This is a genomic window from Priestia sp. BR_2 (assembly GCF_041954005.1).
GTDB classification, from domain to species: domain Bacteria; phylum Bacillota; class Bacilli; order Paenibacillales; family Paenibacillaceae; genus Paenibacillus_AQ; species Paenibacillus_AQ lautus_A.
The window spans coordinates 1-15,154 of the sequence record NZ_JAVFHM010000170.1 but is presented as its reverse complement, the minus strand read 5'-3'; the positions used below and the strand labels follow the sequence as shown (position 1 = coordinate 15,154).

Below are 15,154 nucleotides of genomic sequence, written 5' to 3'. Positions count from 1 at the left end.
GGTTTATGATGGCAAAGCAAAAATATTACGTAGTCTGGGTAGGCAAAGTACCCGGAATTTATACAAGCTGGGGCGAATGCCAGCAGCAGGTGAACCAATTTACAGGTGCGAAATTCAAGGCGTTCGAATCCCGAAGCGAAGCGGAACAGGCCTATGCGGCAGGGTATAAAAATTACTGGGGGCAGTCCGGAAGCGGATCAAGCAGCTCGGGCTCCAAGAGCAAGAGCTTTAAGCGCAGCAGCGCCTCCGCGGCCGAGGATCCGGGGGAGATTGATTATGACAGCATCTCCGTGGATGTGGGAACGCGGGGAAACCCGGGACCGGTGGAATATAAAGGCGTGGATACGCAGACGGGAGATATTCTGTTCTCGTGCGGGCCGATCCAGAAGGGGACGAACAATCTCGGCGAGTTCCTGGCGATCGTCCATGCGCTGGCTTATTTGAAGAAGATCGGCAGCACCAAAACGGTGTACAGCGATTCCATGAATGCGCTCAAATGGCTGAAGCAGAAGAAGGTGGTGTCCACGCTGCCGCGCGACGCGTCAACCAAAGAGATATGGGATCTCGTGGATCGGGCCGAGCACTGGCTTCGAACCAATACATACGAGAACAAGGTGCTGAAATGGCAAACGAAGAGCTGGGGAGAGATTAAGGCAGACTACGGGCGCAAATAAAAGAATGATCCTGTCCCGGAATATGCGAAAAAATCCAAATCCCCGGATGTGGATAATTGCATTCTATAAACGGATGGAGTCAGCATGAACTGTGCATAACCTATTCTTACGTTACTTTATACACAGATTTATGAACATCATCCCCATTCATTCAGCGCAAGCTGCATTTTGCTCCCTGATTCCAGGGGAGTTATCCAGCGTTTGTGAACAAATGTGGAGAAGTGCAAGGATAACTTCCTATTAACTTGGAGGGGCGGCGGGTTATCCCCAAGGAAGGAGGGGCGCCCGGAACGTTCGCTATGACTTATCCACGATACGCCAACCATGATGCCGGACGCTGGCCCCCGGTCCCCCGCCTTATTCCTTGTCGCGAACCTGCTTATAGTATTGGTTCGGCGACATGCCGACGTATTTCTTGAACACCTTGCTGAAATAAAAGGGATCATCCAGGCCGGTCAGATATCCGATCTCCCCGAAGCTGAGATGGGTGGCCTCGATTAACTCTTTGGCATGATTGATCCGGACCTGATTCACGTATCGCATGATCGTATGGCCCGTGAGCTTGGCAAACACCCGATTGATATAGTCATAGTTGCATTCGAAGCGCTGTTCGATATCCGAGCTGATGATTTTCTCGGCATAATGTTCGTGGATGTAGTCGAGCAGCGCATGCACTTTCATATAGGACTTGGTGTGCGGGCTGTCCTTCTCCAGTTCATCGAACAGGCTTTCGCGGGACAGCTCGATCAGCATTTCCATGAATTTGAGCGCGGTCAAACTGCGGTTAAAGTGCTTTCTTCTGTAAAGCTGCAGCATTTCACTGAGGGCATGGTACATGTGATGAAGACTTTTTCTCTGGGTTAACGTGCAGGTCTTCGGAAAGTACAGCGGCCTGCCGTCATCCTTGCCTGCCGGCTGATTCTCGCTCATGATCCACTGCTTGGCCAGCAGGGATAAGGGACGTTCGGGCGCCTGCCGAATATCGGGATGCTCAAAATGAATATAGTAGTAGTCGCAGGGATGCTTCTGGGTTCCCTCATGGTCCAGATGCGGCTCAAGCACCAGCATGTCGCCTTTTCGGAGCACATGGGATTCGCCGTTCTCCCGCATATGAAGCTCGCCGCTCTTCACGAAATACAGAATATGCTCGTGGGTGTTCCGTTTGAAATGAATCCAGGGGTTCTTATAGGAGACGAAGCCCATCAGTTTGATTCTAGGCACATAGTCAGCGTTCATCGATAGCACGAGTTCCACCCTCTCTCCTTAAAAAACGCGAAGTCGTTTTTGTACAAAAAGAGTAACTTTCACACATTCCCGTTCATTGTAACACAGCCTATACTTGGGGTGAATGTATAAGAGGTCTTTGGATTTCAATTTAAAGGAGGCCGCCATCCTTGGCTAATATCAATGTAACGGTATGGAACGAATACCGGCACGAAAGACATAATGAACAGATCGCGAAGATTTATCCCGAAGGCATTCACCGGACGATTGCCGATTTTCTGGGGAAGGATGCACAGTTCGTCGTACGCACCGCCGTGCTGGATGATCCGGAACACGGATTGACGGACGACGTGCTCGCTTCAACGGACGTTCTGATCTGGTGGGGGCATGTGGCGCATAGTGAAGTACGGGATGATATCGTGGAAAAAGTGCGCCAGCGCGTATTGGACGGCATGGGGATCATCGTGCTGCATTCCGGCCACGGCTCGAAGATTTTCCAGCGCCTTCTCGGCACGAATACCGGCGCGCTGAAATGGCGCGACGACGGCGAGAAGGAACGGTTGTGGGTCATCGATCCCGGCCATCCGATCGTCAGCGGGCTCGGTGAGTATATCGAGATTCCGCAGGAGGAAATGTACGGGGAGCGTTTTGAGATTCCGGCGCCGGATGAGCTGGTGTTTGTCTCCTGGTTCGAAGGCGGCGAGGTGTTCCGCAGCGGCTGCTGCTACAAGCGCGGACGCGGCAAGCTCTTCTATTTCAGACCGGGTCATGAAGCGTTCCCTACCTATCACCAGCCTGAAATTCAGCAGGTGATTGCCAATGCCGTGGCTTGGGCGGCACCGATTCAAGGTGCGAAGACGTCCTATGGCCGGGTATCTCCGCTCGAATACGTACAGCCGGTATAGGCTCTAAGCTTTTGATGAATTCGTGGGAAGTTTACCTTCATAACGAAGCAGCGTGTCCTGACGGCTGCTTCGTTTTTTATTTGCGTGCAAATTTGGTCAGGGCTTATTTGGCGATCGAGCCCGATACCTGAGTAAACATCAAGTTGCCGGAAGGAACCGTGCTTTCTTCGCGATTTGACGTGTTAGGACCCGTCGCAACAGATGGTGGTTGCACCTTACGGGCTCTTTAGCTATCCTTAGCTAAAGAGTCGTTTATTCGTAAGAGGTGAGCAGATGGCACGGGAACGGAAATTTTCAACGCAGTTATTGTTTCAAACGGGGAAGGACCTGCTGCTGCGGCATGGATATGAAGGGTTCACGTTCGGCATGCTGGCGGACCGGTTGAAGGTAGCCAGGGGAACGATTTATAAATACTACGAGAATAAAGAAGAATTTATTATGGACTATATGGTATATGAAATGCGTCGATTTTTGAAGGATCTGGGGGAATTTGTGAAATCCGAAGGCTTTGAGAAGCAACTAAGGGAACTGCTGGACATCATCCATAAACATAGCAACATCCACCAGATACTTGGTATGAATCAACAGATACCGGCCGAAGCGGGCGATAAGGTCAGATCGAATAAAGAACTGCTGGAGAAACTCCATATGGAGATGTATGGACGATTTCAGGGTTTTATTAAGCAGGGGCGGGACGAAGATCTGCTGAATCCCGGGCTTCCGGATCAGTTGGTCCTGGGGATGATATTCCAAACGATCAACATCCCCAATCATGAGGGCCTCCCCAAAACAGAGTGGCTGGATGCTATTCAGCTGATGATTTGTCACGGAATCTACAAAAATAATTAATTGACACTTGTGTCACTTTGCGGGATACTGTCCATGTGACACAAGGAAGCATGATTTCCATGACGCTCATAAAAGTGACACTTATGTCATATTGGAGTCATTGTCTTCAACGCGGAAATAGAAGCGATTCTATCTCCAAAGTGACACATGTGTCACTTGCAGCTGAATACCACTACTCGATGAAAGTGAGGGTTTCCTAATGTATGAGCTTTCTTATTTTATCCACATTGCAGGAATTATTTTGTGGATAGGGGCTTTTTTTAGCTTTGGTTTACTGTTGACTGGCATGATCAAGAAGGGGGACGCACTTCGAACGGGCGATCAAATCCGCAAAATCGTTAACAGGGTCATTCTTCCCAGCTCCATTATGATTGTACTCAGCGGATCTTACATGATCAGTCAATTTGAAAGGGGCAATCTTCCGTTCTACTTGTCTTTGATGGAGATGGCAGGTTCGATGATTGTGCTGCTCAGCATTACCGTACTCAGTGTGTTGAGCCGCAAAATATCTAAAGCCGTTAATGTTGACAAAAAGTCTTCGTTACTTGGGTATTATCGGACAACGATTATCAGTTCGGCTGTACTCGCCCTCGGAGTCGTTCTGATTACGGCCCTCAGATTGATGTGAAGGAGGAAGATTACCCGTGAAGTCATGGTTAAACTGGCTAACCGACCGCGTGGCGTCAAGACAAGGAATGTGGGTTACCCTGATCATTTGGTTTGCTGCCGCAATGCTGCTGGGTGCCCTTGCTCCAAGCGCCAAAGAATACGAGGTCAGTCGAATAGACTCGCTTCCTAAAGACATGCCGTCTGTAATTGCCAAAGATAAACTTGGTGAATATTTCCCGGACGAAGACAGCATGCCGGCCGTATTCGTCTTTCAATCTAAACAAGGAGAGATTAATCAAGCAGAAATCCAAAAGATGATGGAAGGGATCGAGCATAACCATCAAGAGGCCATACAAGAGTCTGTTCCGCTGGATAAACTGCCGCCGCAGGCATGGGAAAGCCTTTACTCGAAGGATAGGAAGACAGTAGCTATCCCTATGCAGTTTGTCTCTTCTTTGGAATTCAAGGAGCTTAGGGATATCCTTAACCAGATCAAGGATGAGGTTGCGCACAGCTCGAAGCTGGCAATGTACGTTACGGGTCCTGCCGGAATCTCGGCTGATTCACTCGATCTGTTCTCAAGAGCGGATGTGATTCTCCTTCTTTCAACGGTGGGACTGGTGCTGGTTCTCCTGATCATAATTTACCGCTCACCCTTGTTAGCCTTCATCCCGCTGCTGGCCGTCGCTTTTGTTTATGAAGTGGTCAACCAATCGCTTGGGCTATTGGGGAAAGCGGGGCTTCTCCTAAACAATCAATCTTTGTCCATTATGATGATACTGTTGTTCGCGGCCGTCATCGATTATTCGCTGTTTGTGTTTTCCCGGTTCAGGGAGGAACTGAAACGCTGCGACAACAAATATGAAGCGATGAAGTCAGCGATGAGAGAAGTTGGCCTGCCCGTATTTTTCTCGGGCGGCACCGTGCTGGCTGCCATGCTGATCCTCTTTTTCGCGAACTACGGAGAATATCGGAATTTCGCTCCGATTTTCGGGACGGCTATGGTTGTTATCATGCTGGCGTCCGTGACACTGATTCCTGCGTTGTTTACCTTGTTCGGAAGAAGATCATTCTGGCCAAAAATTCCGAAAGTCGGCGATCCGACAGTAGCGCAAAGCTCCGCCTGGGGTAGTATCGGTCGCTTGGTAGTCAAGAGACCTTTACAATCCGTTATTCTTGTGGGCATCATTTTACTATTATCGATTAGCAATCTATTCAATTTGAACTACTCCTTTGACAACATCAAATCCTTTCCAGAGGACATGTCATCGAGAGTAGGCTATGAGGCGTTGGAGAGTGGGTTCGATAAAGGCGATTTAGCTCCTACCACGGTATTGTTCGAATCTGCAGGTCCAATGAAAGAGGACGACATCCGGGAACTGATGGCTATTCTGGAGGGGCAACCGCTTGTCGCAAACATTCGGATGAACGGAATGACGGATTCTGGTGACGCTGTGAGGTACAGCCTTACGTTCGACGAGAGTCCTTACGATACCCGCTCGATGGATGCGTTAAGCGATATTCGTGACCGCGCGGAGGAGTTGGTTAAGCAAAGCGGGATGGAGGGCAAGCTGTACTTTGCCGGGGAAACGGCATCCCAAGTGGATGATCGCTTGGTCAATAACCGGGATCTGGTGGTCATTGTGATCCTTGAGACGCTCATGATTCTGATTCTCCTTATCGTGATGACCCAATCGGTCCGTATCCCCCTTTACATGGTCGGGACGATTCTGGTGTCCTTTCTGGCAGCACTTGGGCTGGGAATGTTTCTTACGCAGATGCTGTTCGGTATCGACTCCATCAGCAACCGGGTTCCGATCTATTCTTTTGTATTTCTGGTCGCACTAGGCATCGATTATAACATCATTCTGATCTCCAGATTTCTGGAAGAGCGCAGGAAATACCCGCTTGCCAAAGCGGTAGAAATTTCGGTTGCGAGCACAGGCGGAGTCATTTCATCCGCCGGTATTATTCTTGCTGCTACCTTTGCGGTTTTAATGACTCAGCCGGTCGAGGTGCTGTTCGTATTCGGATTTATCGTGGCGGTGGGCATTCTTATGGATACGTTTATCATTCGCGGCTTTTTGATGCCGGCATTGCTCGTTCTCCTTGAAAAAAAGAAACCCATCGATCAAGAGAAGCGGCATCCCGCAAAATCAACCGATGTTTAATGGTTCTGTCCATAAGCACGCTGACCATTCATGGAATTAATGCGGCTATCGAAATCCGCAGCATAACGATGTATAATGGACCCAATTCGATTACGACATAATAAAAGTGGGTTGGATCATGGATCAGGATAAACAGCGCCTCAGCATTGAGGCGGCAAGATTGTACTATATGTCGGATTACAGCCAGCAGGATATCGCCACGAGACTCGGCGTTTCCCGCCCTACGGTCTCCAGGCTTCTTCAGCACGCCAAGGAGCAGGGTTATGTGCAGATCAGCATCGTGGACCCTCTCGAGGACCTGGGCGCTTTGGCCGAAAGGGTGAAGAAGGCTTACGGTTTGGAACACGTGCTGGTGAGTTATTCTCCCGTCAACGAATACCGCGAAATCCAGAAGCATATCAGCAAAAAGGCAGCCGATTACCTGCATGAAACGGTCCAGGATGCGGATATCATCGGCGTTACCTGGGGAACGACCATGCATGCCGTGGCGCTTCAGCTGCAGCAAAAGCCCGTTCGGGGCGTCGAGGTCGTGCAGTTGAAGGGCGGCGTCAGCCATTCGCATGTGAACACGTATGCCGCCGAGATCGTCAATCTGTTCGCCGAGGCGTACCACACAATGGCGAGATATTTGCCGCTGCCGGTCATCTTCGACACCACGGAGCTGAAGGAAATGGTGGAGAGGGACCGGCATATCCAGCGGATCATCCAATTAGGCAAACAAGCCAATATTGCCATGTTTACAGTGGGTACCGTTCATGAAGACGCGCTGCTGTTCCGGCTCGGTTATCTGAGCAAGGAAGAACAGAAGCTGCTCCAGCGGATCGGCGCGGGAGATATTTGCTCCCGGTTTTTCGATGCGGAGGGCAGGGTTTGCAGCGAGGATATCAACAATCGTACGGTGGGCATCGATTTGGACGATTTGCGCCACAAGGAGAAATCGATTCTCGTGGCAGGCGGGCAGCGCAAGGTGGAGGCCATCCGAGCTGCGCTGATCGGCAAGTATGCAAACATCCTGGTAACGGACCAGTTTACGGCGCAAGCCTTGCTTCCATGACATGTTCAACATATTGTCCAGTTTTAGTTTTACGGCACCTCGTTCCGGAAGATCGAAGCGGTAATCAGCTTCCTCTTGCCTGGACGGGGTGTTTTTTTGCGTATTGGAAATCGGCTTCCCCAAGCCGTATGGGGCCGATTCTCTGTTTATGTTTACGCTGACAGGGTATAGAGCATAGTAAACGGTGCGAATTGTTAGATTATTCCTGAATGATGAATAGTTCTTCAGCGAACAATGATAAATATCATTGCCATAAATCGGAATGAACATATTTTCAATATATGTTTTACATATGTTCAAGGCTATGATATGATGGTCCCGTCTAAAGGATTGAGCGTTATGATAGCGCTTTTACAAGATTGCATAAAAACAATATAAGGAGTGTTTTAACCAGATGAATATAGCAGGAATGATCGACCACACGCTGTTGAAGGCGGATGCAACCCAGGCTGAGATCACGAAAATTACGGATGAGGCCAAAAAGTACGGATTTGCTTCGGTTTGCGTGAACCCGACTTGGGTATCCTACTGTGCTGAGCAGCTTGCGGGCACGAGCGTCAAAGTATGCACCGTTATCGGCTTCCCGCTGGGGGCTAACACGACGGCTGTAAAGGCTTTTGAAGCGAAGGATGCCATCGATAACGGGGCTACGGAGGTTGATATGGTCATCAACATCGGGGCGCTGAAAGATCGGAACGATGAGCTGGTGCAGCAAGATATTCAGGCTGTCGTGGATGCAGCCAAGGGCAAAGCCCTGGTCAAGGTCATCATTGAGACAAGCCTTCTGACCGAAGAAGAGAAGGTGCGTGCGTGCCAGCTGTCCGTGAAAGCCGGAGCCGATTTTGTCAAAACCTCCACGGGGTTCTCTACAGGCGGAGCTACTCCGGAGGATGTCGCCTTGATGCGCAAGACGGTCGGAGAAAACACGGGCGTTAAGGCTTCCGGCGGCGTGCGCAGCAAGGAAGACATGGATCGCATGATTGAAGCGGGCGCAACGCGTATCGGAGCCAGCTCCGGCGTGAAAATTATGGAGGGCGGCCAATCCAGCTCTTCCTACTAAACCGTTTATTGGGGTATAAGGTTTTCGATAATTCGGTAGCCATGCCATCTATCAAAAAAATTCACCTATGGGGGAACATCGACGATGAAATTTCTAATCGCCATACTAGGTTTGCTGGTCGTATTCGGTCTTGCGTTCCTTATCAGCAATGATAAGCGCAACATTCGTTATCGCCCGCTAGCTGTCATGATTGTGCTGCAGCTGATCCTTGGATTCATACTGCTGAACACCAATGTCGGCGAGTATCTTGTCAAAGGGATAGCGAATACGTTTAAAGCGCTGCTTGACTACGCCGGAGCCGGAATCGAGTTTGTATTTGGCGGCATTGCCAATGAAGGTGCAGGTCCGTTCTTCTTGAATGTCCTGCTGCCAATCGTGTTTATTTCCGCATTGATTGGTATACTTCAATATATTAAGGTACTGCCGTTTATCGTAAGATATATCGGCCTCGTCTTGAGTAAAGTCAACGGCATGGGTAAGCTGGAGTCTTACAATGCGGTAGCTTCCGCGATCCTGGGGCAATCCGAGGTGTTTATCTCGGTCAAAAAACAGATCGCCTTAATTCCGAAGCACCGCATGTATACGCTCTGCGCTTCCGCGATGTCCACGGTATCGATGTCGATCGTCGGCGCATACATGACCATGATCGAGCCGCGGTATGTGGTGACCGCGCTTGTATTGAACCTGTTTGGCGGATTTATCATTGCTTCCATCGTCAATCCCTACAAGGTGGAGAAGGAAGAGGATATTCTGGAGGTGCAGGAGGAGGAGAAGCAATCCTTCTTCGAAATGCTGGGCGAATACATCATGGATGGTTTCAAGGTCGCGATTACCGTTGCGGCGATGCTCCTCGGCTTCGTTGCTTTGATCGCAATGATCAACGGCATTTTTGATATGATTTTCGGAATCACCTTCCAGGAGCTGTTAGGTTACATCTTTGCTCCATTCGCTTTTGTGATGGGCGTGCCTTGGAAAGAGGCGGTGGATGCAGGCAGCATCATGGCTACCAAGCTGGTATCGAATGAGTTCGTCGCGATGCTTGATCTGGCCAACTTCACGAATATGTCCGAACGCACCGTAGGTATCGTATCCGTATTCCTGGTGTCCTTCGCCAACTTCTCCTCGATCGGCATCATTGCCGGCGCGGTCAAAGGCCTGAACGAGAAGCAGGGGAACGTGGTTGCCCGCTTCGGCCTAAAGCTGCTGTACGGGGCGACGCTGGTGAGCGTGCTGTCGGCTACGATTACCGGACTGTTCCTGTAAGCCTGGCAGGAAACGAGCTACTGCAAGCGAGCCTTATGGATAGTTTGATTTAAAAACTCATAAATGAGGGGGAGCACTTGGATATGGAACGTTTTGACCGAATTCACTTGATCGTATTGGACTCCGTTGGCATCGGGGAAGCACCGGATGCGGCTGATTTTGACGACATCGGCTCCGACACGCTGGGGCATATCGCCCGCGAATGCGGCGGGCTGAACATGCCGAACATGGCAGCGCTCGGGCTGTCCAACATCCGGGAGATCGAGGGCGTCCCTGCAACGGATCAACCTCGGGCTTACTATACGAAGATGCAGGAAGCTTCGAATGGCAAAGACACCATGACAGGCCATTGGGAGATCATGGGCTTGTATATCGATACGCCATTTCGCGTATTCCCGGACGGGTTCCCGGACGAGCTGATTCAGCGCATCGAAGAGAAAACCGGACGCAAGGTTATCGGCAACAAGCCGGCCAGCGGAACGGAGATTATCGAAGAGCTTGGCGAAGAGCATGTAAAAACAGGGGCTTTGATCATCTATACCTCTGCCGATTCCGTGCTTCAAATCGCTGCGCATGAGGATGTGGTTCCTCTCAAGGAGCTGTACGAGATTTGCGAGTTCTGCCGCGAAATTACGCTGGAAGATCCGTATATGCTCGGCCGGATTATCGCCCGTCCTTTCATTGGCGAGGCGGGGAGCTTCAAGCGTACGGCGAATCGGCATGACTATGCCTTGAAGCCTTTCGGACGTACGACGATGAACGAGATGAAGGATGCCGGTCTTGACGTCATCGCCCTCGGTAAAATCTCCGATATTTACGACGGGGAAGGTATTACGAAGGCAGTCAGAACCGTATCGAACATGGACGGCATGGACAAAATGGTGCAAACCCTGGATGAATCCTTCAAGGGGCTGAGCTTCCTGAATCTCGTGGATTTCGATGCCGTGTACGGACACCGCCGCGACCCGAAAGGATACGGCCAAGCGCTGGAGGATTACGATCGGCGCCTGCCGGAGGTATTCGAGAAAATGACGGAGAACGATCTCCTGATCATCACGGCCGACCACGGGAATGATCCTACTTACAAGGGCACGGACCATACGCGAGAATACGTGCCGCTGCTTGTATATTCCCCTCGCTTCGCGGAAGGCAAGGAACTGCCGCTTCGCAAGACCTTTGCCGACATCGGCGCCACGGTTGCCGACAACTTCGGCGTGAAGCTGCCGAAGCACGGAACCAGCTTTTTGAATGACTTGAAATAATCGAATAAGTGGAGGAATGGGACATGAGTACACATATTGGAGCGAAACCGGGAGATATCGCGGAGTCGATTCTTCTGCCAGGCGACCCGCTGCGGGCTAAATTCATTGCCGAGACGTATTTGGAGGACGTGACCTGCTACAACGAAGTGCGGGGGATGCTTGGATTTACGGGAACCTATAAAGGAAAACGCATTTCCGTGCAGGGTTCGGGCATGGGCGTGCCTTCCATCGGGATCTATGTCAATGAACTCATTCGGGAATATGGCGTCAAAAACCTGTTCCGCGTCGGAACCTGCGGCGCGATGCAGGAGCACGTCCGGGTGCGCGACGTCATCCTGGCCCAGGCGGCTTGCTCGGATTCCGGCATGAACCGTCACCACTTCAACGGTTATGATTTCTCCCCGATTGCCAGCTTCCCGCTGCTGCTCGGCGCGTATGAGCGTGGCAAGGAGAAAGGCCTGAAGATGCATGTCGGCAACGTGTTCACGTCCGATGTGTTCTACCGCGAGGACAAATCCGTCGTGGAGAAGCTGATGCAGCATGGCGTGCTTGGCGTGGAAATGGAGACGACGGCGCTCTATACGATCGCGGCACGATTCGGCGTGAACGCCCTGACGATCCTGACCGTTAGCGATCACTTGCTCACAGGAGAAGAGACTTCTTCCGAGGAGCGGCAAACGACGTTTAACGAGATGATGGAAGTCGCGCTGGATACGGCGATTTCATTGTAAGGAAACTGCCCTGAGCGCAGAAGGCGGAATTGTTTTGGAGAAGCGACCAGGTCGCCTTTGCCCACGGATTCCAATAATAAGGAGTCTGGGGGCAGCGGCGATCGAAAGAACAGTCCGTATTTGTAGTGATTCCCGTGGAAGGAATACAATCATCGCAAACAGTGAGGAGAATGTACGATGAGAATGGTTGATTTAATTGCGAAGAAACGCGACGGCAAGGAACTGACAACAGAAGAGATCAATTTCTTTATCGACGGATATACCAAGGGAGATATTCCCGACTATCAGGTGAGCGCCATGAACATGGCGATTTATTTCCAGGACATGTCCGACCGGGAACGGGCGGACTTGACGATGGCGATGGTAAACTCCGGCGAAACGATTGATCTGTCCGCAATTGAGGGAATCAAGGTCGATAAGCATTCCACCGGGGGCGTAGGCGACACGACGACGCTGGTGCTGGCTCCGCTTGTAGCGGCTCTGGATATTCCGGTAGCGAAGATGTCGGGACGCGGCCTCGGCCATACCGGAGGAACGATCGACAAGCTGGAATCCATCGAAGGCTTCCATGTGGAGATCAGCAAAGACGAATTTGTGAACCTTGTGAATCAACATAAAATCGCCGTCATCGGCCAAACCGGAAACCTCACGCCGGCGGACAAAAAACTGTACGCGCTCCGGGATGTGACGGCCACCGTCAATTCCATTCCGCTGATTGCAAGCTCGATCATGAGCAAGAAGATTGCCGCCGGTTCGGATGCGATTGTGCTGGACGTTAAAACCGGCGCTGGCGCGTTCATGAAAACGGTGGAGGATGCCAAGGAACTGGCACACGCCATGGTCAGCATCGGCAACAACGTCGGCCGTAAAACGATGGCGGTCATCTCCGATATGAGCCAACCGCTTGGGGCCGCGATCGGCAATTCGCTGGAAGTGCAGGAAGCGATCGATGCGCTTCGCGGCGAGGGTCCGAAGGATCTGGAAGAGCTGTGCCTGGCGCTGGGCAGACAGATGGTGTACCTGGCCCGGAAGGCCGACTCGCTTGAAGATGCCGAAGAGAAGCTAAAAGAGGTGATTCGCAACGGCAAGGCACTGGAGAAGTTCAAGGAATTCATCCAGAACCAGGGCGGAGATTCGTCCGTGGTGGATCATCCTGACCGTCTGCCGAAGGCACAGTATCTCATTGAGCTTCCCGCGCAGCAGGACGGCGTTGTCGCCGAGCTGGTAGCGGATGAGATCGGTACGGCGGCGATGCTGCTCGGGGCCGGCCGCGCGACGAAGGAATCTGAAATTGATTTGGCGGTAGGCCTGATGCTGAACAAGAAGGTCGGCGATGCCGTGAAGAAGGGGGATTCCCTTGTCACGATCCATGCCAACCGCGAGAACGTGGACGACGTGAAGCAGAAGCTGTATGAAAGCATTCGAATCGCTGATCATGCAGATGCGCCTATATTGATCTATGACATCGTGACGGAATAAGGTGAATCCCGATCCGAAGCGAGCCATTAAACGCTGGCGCTGTTTGGAATGAGTGCCTCGTACGCTGTCCGGAATGAGTACCTCGTACCCCGTGCGCTGCCTCTTCCCCCGTGCCTGCGCGATATGCAAACCTGCCCTCGAAAGTTATCTGAACGAGGGCAGTTTTTTTGGCGGTCATCGTCATAAACGGGGGATGAACCCTCATAGGATGGTAATGGGGAAAACGTAAGGCATTTAACGGGAGAGGGAGATGCGTAGTCCGGCAAGAGCCATCCTGCCATTCAAGGAGGCTTTTGGCCATGACCATCGATCAGTTGATTGCTTTGCTGGCACTTATCGTTATGATCATTGGGCTTGCGGTGAAGAAGGAGTCTTAACCGATGAGTCCGAAAAGGGCTGCTGCTAAGTAGAAATTCTACGGATGCGGCGGTCTTTTTCTTTTTGATAGGTTGATAGGATTCGCTATAAGTCATATACTTAGATTGCAATGTTCTCCATTATTCATCATTCATTGGGAGGAAACCATGCTCTATTTTGCAGCGTTTGTCATATCCATGGTGCTGGTGTTGGTATTGATTCCGCCATTTCGCAAACTTGCGATCAAGATTGATTTTGTGGACAAGCCAAGGCCGGACAGCGAGCGGAAAATACACCGCGAGCCGATACCGCTGACGGCGGGAGTCGCCATATTCATCGGATTTTTCATCACTTATTTTGCGCTTACAGGTACCATCTCAAGGGAAGTGGTAGGTATCTTTATCGGTAGCGCGTTGATTCTTGGGATCGGCCTCGTGGACGATTGGTATAAGTCCCAGGGCAAGGAGCTGGCATCGCTGCCGAAGCTCATTGTACAGGTCAGCGCAGCCGTCGTTGTATACAGCTACGGCATCGCGTTCGAAGGATTCAACAATCCGTTTACGGGTCACTATATTAACTTGCCGGAATGGCTGCAGCTGATCTTAACGATTCTGTGGATCTTCGGCGTTACGACGGTTATTAACTTCTCGGACGGCATCGACGGGCTGGCAGGAGGGCTCTCCGCCATATCCGGAGGTACGCTGTTTGTTGTCGCGATTACGATGGGCCGAGGCGAATCCGCCTTGCTCGCCGTCATACTCGTAGGAGCCGCGCTGGGATATTTAAGGTACAACAAGCCGCCGGCCAGAGTGTTCATGGGGGATGCCGGCGCTACCTTCCTCGGGTTCATCCTTGGGATTATTGCTCTGGACGGCGCGTTTAAGGGTGCAACCCTGGCGTCCTTGTTCGTTCCCATCTTTGCGCTGGGCGTGCCGATCTTCGATAATATCATCGTGGTCATCCGCCGAATGCTTCAATCCAAGCCGATCTATCAGGCCGATGCTTCCCAGGCCCATTATCGTTTGCTGGCAACGGGGCTCAACCAGAAGCAGACGCTGGTATTCCTATGCCTGCTGAACCTGTGCTTCGGACTGGCTGCGATCATACTCGCCATGAACGGCGGCGCTTGAGGCGTATAAGCCTGGCATAAGCTTTCTTCAGTACGTAATTGAAGTCTCGTCTCCAGATCGATGTTGGTGGCGGGACTTTTTTTTTAGAGATAAGAAAGTATAAACTGCGGAGTCTTACCACCCTTGTCTCGCAAGAAAAACTTCCGCGAAATGCGGGCTGTCTACTGAGACAGTAAGTCGATAGCCGGTTTTGTTATAGAGATAGAATTGGTACGATATCAGAGAGGCTAATGAACCTATATATCGCCAGATAAACTCCCTCACATCTCGTTTAATCTTCGGATAAAGTACGACGATAACAGATTATGTTAAGCGTGTCACAGGTACACAATGCCAACTAGGGCGTGGATATTTGAGCATGATGAACGAAGATAGACAAAGTGCAG

The 15,154-nt window shown here is 51.2% G+C and carries 13 protein-coding genes; 12 read left to right on the top strand and 1 reads right to left on the bottom strand.

Annotated elements, in window-relative coordinates; genetic code table 11:
• Positions 1-8: 8 nt before the first annotated feature.
• Positions 9-674: a ribonuclease H gene (gene rnhA / locus RB298_RS08340; RefSeq protein WP_096776881.1), complete on the top strand. Its 666-nt coding sequence runs from the start codon at positions 9-11 to the stop codon at positions 672-674.
• Between the two features lie 357 nt (positions 675-1,031).
• On the opposite strand, the gene RB298_RS08335 is transcribed toward rnhA, so the two are convergent.
• Positions 1,032-1,919 carry an AraC family transcriptional regulator gene (locus RB298_RS08335; protein WP_249732912.1) on the bottom strand — a complete coding sequence of 296 codons (888 nt, stop codon included), beginning with the start codon at positions 1,917-1,919 and terminating at the stop codon, positions 1,032-1,034.
• A gap of 149 nt (positions 1,920-2,068) precedes the next feature.
• On the opposite strand from RB298_RS08335, the gene RB298_RS08330 reads away from it, so the two are divergent.
• The 11 genes from RB298_RS08330 (at position 2,069) to RB298_RS08280 (ending at position 14,768) form a co-directional block, all read left to right on the top strand.
• Positions 2,069-2,803 carry a ThuA domain-containing protein gene (locus tag RB298_RS08330; RefSeq protein WP_458715765.1) on the top strand — a complete coding sequence of 245 codons (735 nt, stop codon included), beginning with the start codon at positions 2,069-2,071 and terminating at the stop codon, positions 2,801-2,803.
• Positions 2,804-3,076: 273 nt separating this feature from the next.
• Positions 3,077-3,652: a TetR/AcrR family transcriptional regulator gene (locus RB298_RS08325; RefSeq protein ID WP_486046757.1), complete on the top strand. Its 576-nt coding sequence runs from the start codon at positions 3,077-3,079 to the stop codon at positions 3,650-3,652.
• 199 nt (positions 3,653-3,851) lie between these two features.
• A complete protein-coding gene (locus tag RB298_RS08320) occupies positions 3,852-4,280 on the top strand; it encodes a hypothetical protein (protein WP_096776884.1) in 429 nt (142 codons plus the stop codon).
• A gap of 16 nt (positions 4,281-4,296) precedes the next feature.
• Positions 4,297-6,432, top strand: coding sequence for an MMPL family transporter (locus RB298_RS08315; RefSeq protein WP_486046755.1), 2,136 nt, complete (start codon positions 4,297-4,299; stop codon positions 6,430-6,432).
• Between the two features lie 118 nt (positions 6,433-6,550).
• Complete coding sequence (deoR, locus tag RB298_RS08310) at positions 6,551-7,486, top strand: DNA-binding transcriptional repressor DeoR (protein WP_096776886.1); 936 nt, start codon at positions 6,551-6,553, stop codon at positions 7,484-7,486.
• Positions 7,487-7,880: 394 nt separating this feature from the next.
• A complete protein-coding gene (gene deoC, locus RB298_RS08305; protein WP_096776887.1) occupies positions 7,881-8,546 on the top strand; it encodes a deoxyribose-phosphate aldolase in 666 nt (221 codons plus the stop codon).
• An 84-nt stretch (positions 8,547-8,630) separates the two neighbouring features.
• A complete protein-coding gene (locus RB298_RS08300; protein ID WP_277747096.1) occupies positions 8,631-9,809 on the top strand; it encodes a NupC/NupG family nucleoside CNT transporter in 1,179 nt (392 codons plus the stop codon).
• 83 nt (positions 9,810-9,892) lie between these two features.
• Positions 9,893-11,071, top strand: a complete 1,179-nt coding sequence (gene deoB / locus RB298_RS08295; protein ID WP_486046752.1) for a phosphopentomutase — start codon at positions 9,893-9,895, stop codon at positions 11,069-11,071.
• A 23-nt stretch (positions 11,072-11,094) separates the two neighbouring features.
• The gene (gene deoD, locus RB298_RS08290) at positions 11,095-11,802 is read left to right on the top strand and encodes a purine-nucleoside phosphorylase (RefSeq protein ID WP_009589537.1); all 708 of its coding nucleotides are present in this window, start codon (positions 11,095-11,097) and stop codon (positions 11,800-11,802) included.
• 177 nt (positions 11,803-11,979) lie between these two features.
• Positions 11,980-13,281: a pyrimidine-nucleoside phosphorylase gene (locus RB298_RS08285; protein ID WP_096776890.1), complete on the top strand. Its 1,302-nt coding sequence runs from the start codon at positions 11,980-11,982 to the stop codon at positions 13,279-13,281.
• 524 nt (positions 13,282-13,805) lie between these two features.
• Positions 13,806-14,768 carry an MraY family glycosyltransferase gene (locus tag RB298_RS08280; RefSeq protein ID WP_036663778.1) on the top strand — a complete coding sequence of 321 codons (963 nt, stop codon included), beginning with the start codon at positions 13,806-13,808 and terminating at the stop codon, positions 14,766-14,768.
• The last annotated feature ends 386 nt before the right edge of the window (positions 14,769-15,154 follow it).

Bases quoted from the DNA above. Each gene is read 5' to 3' on its own strand.
- deoR (WP_096776886.1), top strand. From the start codon at position 6,551: ATGGATCAGGATAAACAGCGCCTCAGCATTGAGGCGGCAAGATTGTAC.
- RB298_RS08320 (WP_096776884.1), top strand. From the start codon at position 3,852: ATGTATGAGCTTTCTTATTTTATCCACATTGCAGGAATTATTTTGTGG.
- RB298_RS08285 (WP_096776890.1), top strand. From the start codon at position 11,980: ATGAGAATGGTTGATTTAATTGCGAAGAAACGCGACGGCAAGGAACTG.
- deoC (WP_096776887.1), top strand. From the start codon at position 7,881: ATGAATATAGCAGGAATGATCGACCACACGCTGTTGAAGGCGGATGCA.
- RB298_RS08280 (WP_036663778.1), top strand. From the start codon at position 13,806: ATGCTCTATTTTGCAGCGTTTGTCATATCCATGGTGCTGGTGTTGGTA.
- RB298_RS08325 (WP_486046757.1), top strand. From the start codon at position 3,077: ATGGCACGGGAACGGAAATTTTCAACGCAGTTATTGTTTCAAACGGGG.
- deoB (WP_486046752.1), top strand. From the start codon at position 9,893: ATGGAACGTTTTGACCGAATTCACTTGATCGTATTGGACTCCGTTGGC.
- rnhA (WP_096776881.1), top strand. From the start codon at position 9: ATGGCAAAGCAAAAATATTACGTAGTCTGGGTAGGCAAAGTACCCGGA.
- deoD (WP_009589537.1), top strand. From the start codon at position 11,095: ATGAGTACACATATTGGAGCGAAACCGGGAGATATCGCGGAGTCGATT.
- RB298_RS08300 (WP_277747096.1), top strand. From the start codon at position 8,631: ATGAAATTTCTAATCGCCATACTAGGTTTGCTGGTCGTATTCGGTCTT.